This is a genomic window from Shimia sp. R10_1 (assembly GCF_017744095.1).
Taxonomy (GTDB): domain Bacteria; phylum Pseudomonadota; class Alphaproteobacteria; order Rhodobacterales; family Rhodobacteraceae; genus Shimia.
In genome coordinates this window covers 511,953-520,281 of the sequence record NZ_JAGHQX010000002.1, presented here as the reverse complement: position 1 = coordinate 520,281, position 8,329 = coordinate 511,953, and the positions used below count along the sequence as shown (strand labels likewise).

Sequence of the window (8,329 nt, the reverse complement as noted above, 5' to 3'; positions counted from 1 at the left end):
ACAATCACCACCGCCCGCATTCGAGCCTCGACGGGCTCACCCCGTGGGAGTATCACCAACGGTCAAGAGAGGACCAAACCCTGAACAGAGCTAACCTATAAACGCGGACTCTAGGGGGAGCAGGTCAACCTGTTCGACAGAAAATCTGCGTTTTATAGTCCATCCTTGTGTCGGACGGACTACTAACACCTCAATAGCCTGATTTCAGGGGGCTGGGTCACGCACCTCAGTCCACTGGATAGAGTGTGTTCAACGTCAACGGTTTAAATCGATGGGCGATACCCATTCGAGCTGCCTTGTCTTTGAGTTCTCTTTGCTCATGCAGAGTAAGGTTGACTTTAGAAAGGCCCCTTAGGACGTAAGGCGCGACGAACTTCGATGCGTTAGAGTAATCTGGGTCAGGTGTTTTCCAATTAGGGCCGTAGTACTCTGATAGAAAATTTGCGGAATTTCTTGGTTTCAAAATTTGATGTCCAGACATAAGTCCTTCTTCTGGGTATCTGAAATCCGCAAGTGGAATCTTCAATCTGGCATGCTTATGCAACCAGGAAAAACCATCTCCCAAATCAAAAACAGGTCGGTTGTCTAGCCACACCCCAGGGCCGGCAAGGTCATCTCGAATACGAAATGGTTTCCCCTCATAGTTTAGGGAAACTGTGAAACCCGAAGAAATCAAAATCTGAATAATGCGAATGGCTTCCGCCCGAACACCAGTGAAACTAGTTTCTTCTGAAACATATCCGATATCGAAATCATCGTCTCCTGGTATGAAATCGCCGCTTCGATGTTGACCTAGAAGCGTTCCGTACAAGATAAAGATCGGACGTCCACACTGCTTCTGAAATGCGGAATTCACACGCTCATATAGCGCCAAGTATTCACGTTGCCGCTGTTCCAGTTCTTTTTTGCGAGATTTTAGGCCCCCCTTTTTGTCCAAACCCCCTTTGTTAACTATAAAGTCTTTTAGCGTGCCATCACCACCTGGTATCTTCACAATCCAAACGCCAAGTATGTTGCCTTCGTTGTCGACAACGCTCAATTGTTCTGAGTTTCCAAACATAGCCAATGGTCTGCGCGTGATCTGGTAACGAAACTCAGACTTACCTTGAAGCGCCTCCCTTCTCAAAACAACTTCACCAAGTTTGATTTCGATCCACTTACTCGCTGGGAGTGGGCCACCCAGCCAAAGACCGCGATAGCCGAACTCCGCCAACAGCCTACTTTGGCCGATCTGCACCAACTCAGCATCAAACAAAGGATCCGCTAGCGCTTCGGTGTTTGCGTCACCATCCGTGTATATACCTACAGCGCTTTCTAGCTTCCCAATTGCACGCAGTATCTTTATGTGGTGAAATCCAAAGTCGGGGTGTTTAGTAATCAAGAAAAGGGCATAAAGGACCATTTGCTTTACTCGCAGTGGAACCCTTTTTTCAAATGATTTTGGAAACTTTTTCTTATATAAAAAAATGAGTTTGCGGTGCATCTTGAGCTGACTTCTTGTGTTTTCAGAGCTTGGATCATCTCAAAAAGATCTGGTCTACACGATTTAGATCTATGTAAAGTCTTTCGACATATGTTCCCTATTCAAGCAACAGATATCTAGTCCGCTTGCTGATCTATCAACAGATCAATTGACAAAATCTCAGGCTGTTTCTTTGTGGTTATCTAGCATCTCTCGGAGACGCGTAGAAGATATGTGTGCGGTGTATGGGAAATATACAATTTCGACGTTAACCTTCCGAAACTTCTCTTCGAGAGAGATCCAGTTTGGGTGACCCTTCCAATCGTCGCCCACGAACATCTTGTGGAATTTGTACTTTTGCCAAGCTCCGAATTTATCCATGTCATCCTGCATAACTACAACGTCGACGCAAGAAAGCGCTCTCACGATCTCACATCGCTCATTCTCTGGCACAAACGGCGCGCGTCCTTTTCGATACTCAGCCAAGGTATCGCTTGTAACGCCAACAATGAGATGATCACATTGTGCCTTAGCGCGACGTAGAAGATTGAGATGGCCAACATGGAAAAGGTCGTAGACCCCCGTTGTGTAGCCTACAATTTTTTCTACTTCAGTCATCTGCTACTGCTCCTACATTCTTTTCATGCTGGCTAATTGCAGCATTTATATCGTCAAAATACGACAGTTGGCCATTCTCCAGAACCACTCCTGCGGAACATAACCGCCTTATTGTGTTCATGGAATGAGACACCACAATGGCGCCAGACGATCCAATTCGATTCAAGAAAACATTCCTGCTCTTAACTTTGAACGCCGCATCACCCACCGACGTGACTTCGTCAACCAGATAGGTATCAAAGTGGATCCCCATGGACACAGCAAAGGAAAGTCTTGACCTCATACCGGATGAATAGGTTCTCAAGGGCATGTTGTAGTGCGCGCCCAGCTCTGAAAAATCCTCTACAAAATCGCTCAACGCGTCTGTATCTACGCCATAAATACGTGCTATGAAACGCGTGTTTTGCATTCCTGTCAGATCACGATGGAAGCTTCCTTTGAAACCGACCGGCCAAGAGATAGTTCCATCCGAAACAACTCGCCCCGAGTCTGGTGTTAGTGTGCCTGCGATCATCGACATCATGGTTGACTTGCCAGCGCCATTTCGACCCAGCAATGCAATAGAAACTCCGCTTGGAAAGGTGAAGTTAATGTTATTTGCTACAGTCTTAGGAGATCCATTCAGCCAGTAGGTTTTACTCAGATTTTCTAGTCGAACCATAGCTTAACGGCGATCTCTTATACTGTAGTAAATCAAAATGGATGTTGCCCAAATCAAAATCAAAAATGCAACTGATATGCTTATAATCATCACGATTCTTGGGTAGTGAGAACTCTCGGCCAAAGTTGGCTCAATGTGCGCTGCGAGATATCTACTTTGTCTTTGGGCTTCTGCTTGTGCGATATCCCGAGCAGAAAGTGCCAAGGTGTATGCTTCAGCTGCAAATTCATGATCAACTGTAAGGCGTTCGAACTCCGCTACGAGAGATGCATAGTCTTCCCCCCCAGGCCCCTGTCCGCCAACTCCAAATTTAGCTCGTTCTTCTGCAATTTGATCTTTTATAACTTCGACCCTTAGCCTCCCCTGTTCAACGCGTGGATCTCCAATATTTGCGGTTGATCTGAGTAAACCAAGATCGATCAATGCTGTCGCTAGTTCGGCCTGAAGCGTGTTCATAACGCCCATTTGCCCTTGTAGGTCTACAAAAGGATCAACAATTTGAGTACGTAGTCTAAATTGAGTTAGTGCCTGGCGAGCACGCGTCAATCGCTGAACAGCAAGATCCAATTCTTCATTTGCATAACGCATAGTGTCTGCTCGTGCGACGGCGCTAAGTTTGTTAATTCGGTTGGTAGAATAGTCGAGTATCGCTTGCGCAATTTCTCGTGCTGTTTCCGCGGAAAAAGCTAACACCCGTAGTTCGATAATTCCGGTTGTTCTGTCGTAGTGAATGCGGACCATTCTGGGCCAAAAATCTACTAAGTCTTCAATAGTAGCATTTTCCTTCAACGCGAATAATGGGTCTTGTTCACGATGCTCAGTGTATATGCTTCGAAGATCAAATTGTTTATCAATTTCTAGCACCAAAGCTTGGCTCTTGATAAACTGATACAAAACGTCAACATCGCTTGAACTTGCACCGGAAAGCTGAGCTAAACTCCCGACGAAATCGGTTGGGACCTCTGAATGCTCTTTTCTAACTGAAAAACTTAGCTCTGAATGGAATTGCTCGACAACCCGGGTCGTCATGTACCACACAAGCATTGCTATCGGAAGAACGACCATAACCATGAAGCTTACTATCAACGCTTTGTGACGCTTCTTTATCTTGGCTGGTGGAGCTGGAGGAAGAACGGGCTTTTCTTCAGCAAGCATTGATTTCTGGCGACTATTGGAGCGCTTAGGCTGACCCGGTTTCGAACTTTTTGCGCCCGAATTTGACTTAGTCCTGGGCGCATTGGGTTTGGCCACCTTGTTCGCGGCGCTAGCTTGCTCGCTTGATCCGGATTTTTTGTCATCCGATCTATCCGGGCCATCATCCATTAGCGCCATATTGGTCTCTTCTCGTTGCGTATTGCGGTCAGGTAAGCCATCAGAAGCACACCTATTTAGTCAATTTTAGACCGGTTTTCAATCGGTAGGCAAAGAACCTTAGGTTGCTTTCTAGTGGGTACGCCTTCATAACTGAAGGCCTAAATTTACTATTCGGCTCGACCTCACCATGTCCCTCCCTTCGCCAGCTGCGCGTCCTCTAAAGCCCCGCAAATTCAAGACTTCTCGCACTGTTTGCGCGTTAATGCTTCGAGAAATGACTACAAGTTACGGCCGTACACCCGGAGGGTATGTTTGGGCGATACTGGAACCAATAGGTGCGGTCGCAATGATAACAATCGTCTTTAGTTTAGGTCTACGCTTGCGAGCTCCGTCCCTTGGGATAAGTTTCGTTTTGTTCTACGCGACTGGAATGCTCAGCTTTCTAACGTATCAGAGAGTCCAAACAAAAGTCACGAAAGCAATCACGTTTTCTCGACCGCTGCTCTTCTATCCGAGCGTAACTTATTTAGACACTCTTATCGCAAGGTTTTTACTTAATTTTCTTGTTCAACTTGTAGTGTTTTGTGTCGTTATGACGATTATAATACTCTATTTTGAAACACGTGCCGTCATAGATCTGCCATCGATAATTGTAGCTTTGGCCATGGCTGGAGCTCTTGCAATGGGTATAGGTACATTCAATGCCTATTTGTTCCCTTCCTTTCCGCTATGGCAATCAGTCTGGGGCATAATCACAGCGCCCTTATTTTTTGTTTCTTCTATTTTCTACGCATACGAAGACCTACCTCCTTTCGGACAGAACGCTCTTTGGTACAATCCAATCATTCACATTGTGGGCGTAATGCGATCGGGTTTTTATCCAAGTTACGAACCAGCCTGGGTGTCGTATGAATTCGTTTTTGGAATTTCACTGCTGTTTCTATTTCTTGGTATCGTTTTTCTCGGCCGTTACCATAAAGATATAGTCAATATGGACTTTAAATAAGGTCTGGTGTTGTTAATCGTCGCTGAGGATAGGGCTGCGCAAACATGGCATTGAACTGTGCGGTTTTCGTGATGCGCAAATCCACTATTTTGAGTGGGTGCTTCAGTACAATTTACGCTGCTTTCAGTTTCTGTATCGGGGACACCCTCCGGATCCCCATGTTTGGTCTTTCGTTATTGTATCGCCAAAGCTATCGCGAGTCATGTTCGTTTAAGTCTTCGGTACTGTCGAATTAGAGCTGTCGCGTTTTGTTCCGCTCCCAATACTAGTTAAGGCCACTTTCCGTTGGAATACGACGGGACTTTTCCAGTCCAATAGTGAATGCCGTCGATGCGGATTGTAGAAGCCGTTGATGTACTGGAAGAGGGCTTTTTCAGCGTCTCGGCGTGTTGGCCATGACCCGCGCCAGATCAACTCGGCTTTGATTGTCTTGAAGAATGACTCGACGGTGGAGTTATTATAGCAAATGCCTCTGCGGCTTCCTGGCGCTGATCAGATCAGGATGCACGCTGTGCTTCTTGGTCAGTTCCGCCAGCGTCCTCTCTTCACGCATCGCCTCAAACGCTACTTTGGCCTTAAATTCAGGCGAATAATTCTTTCTCTTGCTCATTCTGGATCGTCTCGTTCGTCATGCGATCCGCCTTAAACAATCGAACAAATTTCGCGACCACCCCTGCCTTTTGTGAATCTCCCTTTCCTCCTTGATAATGCAGTTCTTTCGCCTAAGCCGCTCATTCTCACGGGCGAGATTCAAGTACTTGTCAGAGACAACATCCGTGTCGCGGTGTTAGAGAATCCGCTTGTTCAGAGGCGACAGGCCAGCCCCCCCGATCAGATGCGATCTGCTTGCGTCTTAATCTGCCGGTCAGTGCGATCCGTAATGCATCAGCACGGACCTAGTCCTTCGGGTTCAGTCCCATAGATTGTCTCCTTTGTTGCAATAAATGCTATCAAAGTAGCGGCATCAAACCATCACAGGTCCAAGTGCCAGGCGACGCATATTAGGTCGGCTTAGAACTACAAAAATTACTCTAAATCTCAAATGTAAAACACTTTAGAAACTCTGCGCCACTGTCCGAAACGGTGGACCCACTTTACTTAATAGGTTCCTGAAGACGACCTTATTAGTTTCGTTGAATAGTATCTAAGATCCGGTGAAGAATGATTTCTCCATATTGGATGTTCATATGATGATGGTCTTCTGAACTATACTCAGCGTTTTCTCTGAGTTGACGAGCTCCATTTTGAAAGATGGCGCGCACAAGGCCATTTTGAGCGTATACCTCATCTGGGGGAAGTATCGAATTTATTCCATTTTCTTTATGGTTGATTTCAATCAAGTTATAGTAGTCATCAAGCAAATCTTTCATAAAGCTAGCCGGATTTTCGGCAGATAACTTAACCCATGGAGCGTAATAGCTACTCTTTGAGGTAATGCAGCTTTCTGCAAATCTTGGAGCAGGTACGGTATAGAGCTGAGACGTTGTCCAGTTTCTCCACGACTCCGTGAGCATTGCGCTTCTTGCAAGTGAATATCGAAGAGCTAAAAAGGCTTCAAATGAAATCCTCCGGCAGCCCTTCTTCGATCTAAATTCATCAATCGAAAACTGATTAACTAATTTGGCGAGTTGAGTTTCGCGCGACAATTGCCCAACGTGAACTACTGTGTCGAATTGCTTGAGATCAATTTTGATAGCCCCAAATGTATTTTTTATCGTGTGAATATCTTGAGGAGAGAAAAGACTCGAATCTAAAATTCCAAATTTTCGTTTTTCATCGATCTGAAATCGCCTAAAAAGGCTGCCTGGAGCAGCAAAAAAAACCATATCTATATTTTTATGTAGATGGCTGGCTGAATTCCATGCGGTATACAATGGCGCCACATGAGACGTGCCAATTATGGCAATCTTTAAATTCATTTAATAAAAGCCTTCAGTAGCAAGTCTTCACAAATTTCATTTAGGTCTTGTGCGCCTGATTTTAGGTTTCTATTGAATTCCTTCTTTGCTTGAAGAGCACGGTTTCTGCGTGGGCTATAGCTTATGTTGTGTGCAGTCATGAATTGAGACATAGCCGTTTCGACACCCAGACGTGAAACGTTGCGCAAATTGGCCTCAAAGTAGCTTCCTCTGGCGTTCTGAGAGGTTATTATTTCGAAAGAGGGGAAGTACTCTACGTCTTTGAGACGGTCCGATAACTCACCTGCAACCGCTCTAAGCACTGACTTGGAGTAAATTGTAGCTACCTCGACATGTCTTCTTGACGCGGTTGCAGTTAATGGCACCGGTGAGACAGTTAAGACAAACTTTGCATGAGGGACGCGAGTCTTGATTAGCCGCCGAACCTTGAGAAAATCGTTCTTTATTTCTAAGTACTTAAAATTGTGAAACTGAAATATACTTGAATCAAACGTGCCTGCAATCGTGCCAGGGCAGGTGGGGTAAGTCGTCCCATTTCCTTTGGAAACCCAAGCTTCCGTTAGTCCCAAAGTGAAAATAAAGACATCGAAGTTCGAAAATACTTCTCGAACAGCTTTTAGGTGTTCTGCTCTATGATCTAAAACATCTTCTCTTGTAGGTAGCCCTAGTGGTTCGACACTTGGTCTAAGTGCATCAAAGAAACGGTCATCTTTTTCCCAAACTATATTTTCCGGCTGCCATGAACCAAACGCTTCCCGCAATAGCTGAAGCATTTGCCTGACAGTATATATATTTCCGTATCGGGCAGAATATAACCTGTAGCCGTATTGATTAGCCGTAGTGTCGGAGACAGCACTGTCGATAGGTTCAGCGTCTAATACATTCATCCCTGCTTCGCGAAGAGATCTGCCAACATGTTGCGCAAAACAGGAGCCAGCTGTCACAACTCGCGCCTTTCGGTCGATCATTATGTCTGGGGAATAAAGCGTTCCAGGGTCTAAAGGAGCACGCTCCGCCACGCCGGAACTCCAAAAAGCGTGCTTAGGTAGATTGCTATACGGCGAGTTCATAGATGGCTCCTTGCACGGCTGTCCTCGAAAGATCGCTCAGTTAATCCCTACAAAGCAGATTGACATTTGTAAATTAGCTGTCAGAGAATTCTGTCTAAAATGAGAGGTGGTGATTTTGCTAGGGTTCTCGCGACTTTACGGCCTTTTGGTTTTTACTTGTTTGTAACCTGCCGTTAGAGACACATAACTTAATATGCGACGAAGCCTAATTTGACAGCGCGATGTAGCTCTAATATCCCGTTCTTAAAGACTTCATAACTTAAACTTACTGGAACTAAA

6 protein-coding genes and 3 pseudogenes are annotated in these 8,329 nt (G+C 45.5%); all 9 read right to left on the bottom strand.

What is annotated here, in order from left to right:
- Positions 1–226: 226 nt before the first annotated feature.
- The 9 genes and pseudogenes from J7413_RS06905 to J7413_RS06865 all read right to left on the bottom strand — a co-directional run bounded on the left by J7413_RS06905 (position 227) and on the right by J7413_RS06865 (position 8,050).
- Positions 227–1,483, bottom strand: coding sequence for a LicD family protein (locus tag J7413_RS06905; protein WP_209097318.1), 1,257 nt, complete (start codon positions 1,481–1,483; stop codon positions 227–229).
- Between the two features lie 159 nt (positions 1,484–1,642).
- Entirely contained in the window at positions 1,643–2,080 is a 438-nt protein-coding gene (locus tag J7413_RS06900) for an adenylyltransferase/cytidyltransferase family protein (RefSeq protein WP_209097317.1), read from the bottom strand.
- The gene (locus J7413_RS06895; protein ID WP_209097316.1) at positions 2,073–2,741 is read right to left on the bottom strand and encodes an ABC transporter ATP-binding protein; all 669 of its coding nucleotides are present in this window, start codon (positions 2,739–2,741) and stop codon (positions 2,073–2,075) included. The genes J7413_RS06900 and J7413_RS06895 overlap by 8 nt, the downstream gene beginning before the upstream one ends.
- 3 nt (positions 2,742–2,744) lie before the next feature.
- Positions 2,745–4,073, bottom strand: a complete 1,329-nt coding sequence (locus J7413_RS06890; RefSeq protein WP_247743361.1) for a sugar transporter — start codon at positions 4,071–4,073, stop codon at positions 2,745–2,747.
- A 1,198-nt stretch (positions 4,074–5,271) separates the two neighbouring features.
- Positions 5,272–5,541 (bottom strand): annotated as a pseudogene (locus J7413_RS06880) (IS3 family transposase); the annotation flags it as partial.
- Positions 5,540–5,671: pseudogene (locus tag J7413_RS06875) on the bottom strand (transposase); the annotation flags it as partial. The pseudogenes J7413_RS06875 and J7413_RS06880, both read right to left, overlap by 2 nt.
- A gap of 66 nt (positions 5,672–5,737) precedes the next feature.
- Positions 5,738–5,936 (bottom strand): annotated as a pseudogene (locus J7413_RS20475) (IS3 family transposase); the annotation flags it as partial.
- Positions 5,937–6,185: 249 nt separating this feature from the next.
- Complete coding sequence (locus J7413_RS06870; protein ID WP_209097313.1) at positions 6,186–6,980, bottom strand: hypothetical protein; 795 nt, start codon at positions 6,978–6,980, stop codon at positions 6,186–6,188.
- On the bottom strand, positions 6,977–8,050 hold the full coding sequence (locus J7413_RS06865; protein WP_209097312.1) for a GSCFA domain-containing protein: 1,074 nt from the start codon (positions 8,048–8,050) through the stop codon (positions 6,977–6,979). The genes J7413_RS06870 and J7413_RS06865 overlap by 4 nt, the downstream gene beginning before the upstream one ends.
- Between the last annotated feature and the right edge of the window lie 279 nt (positions 8,051–8,329).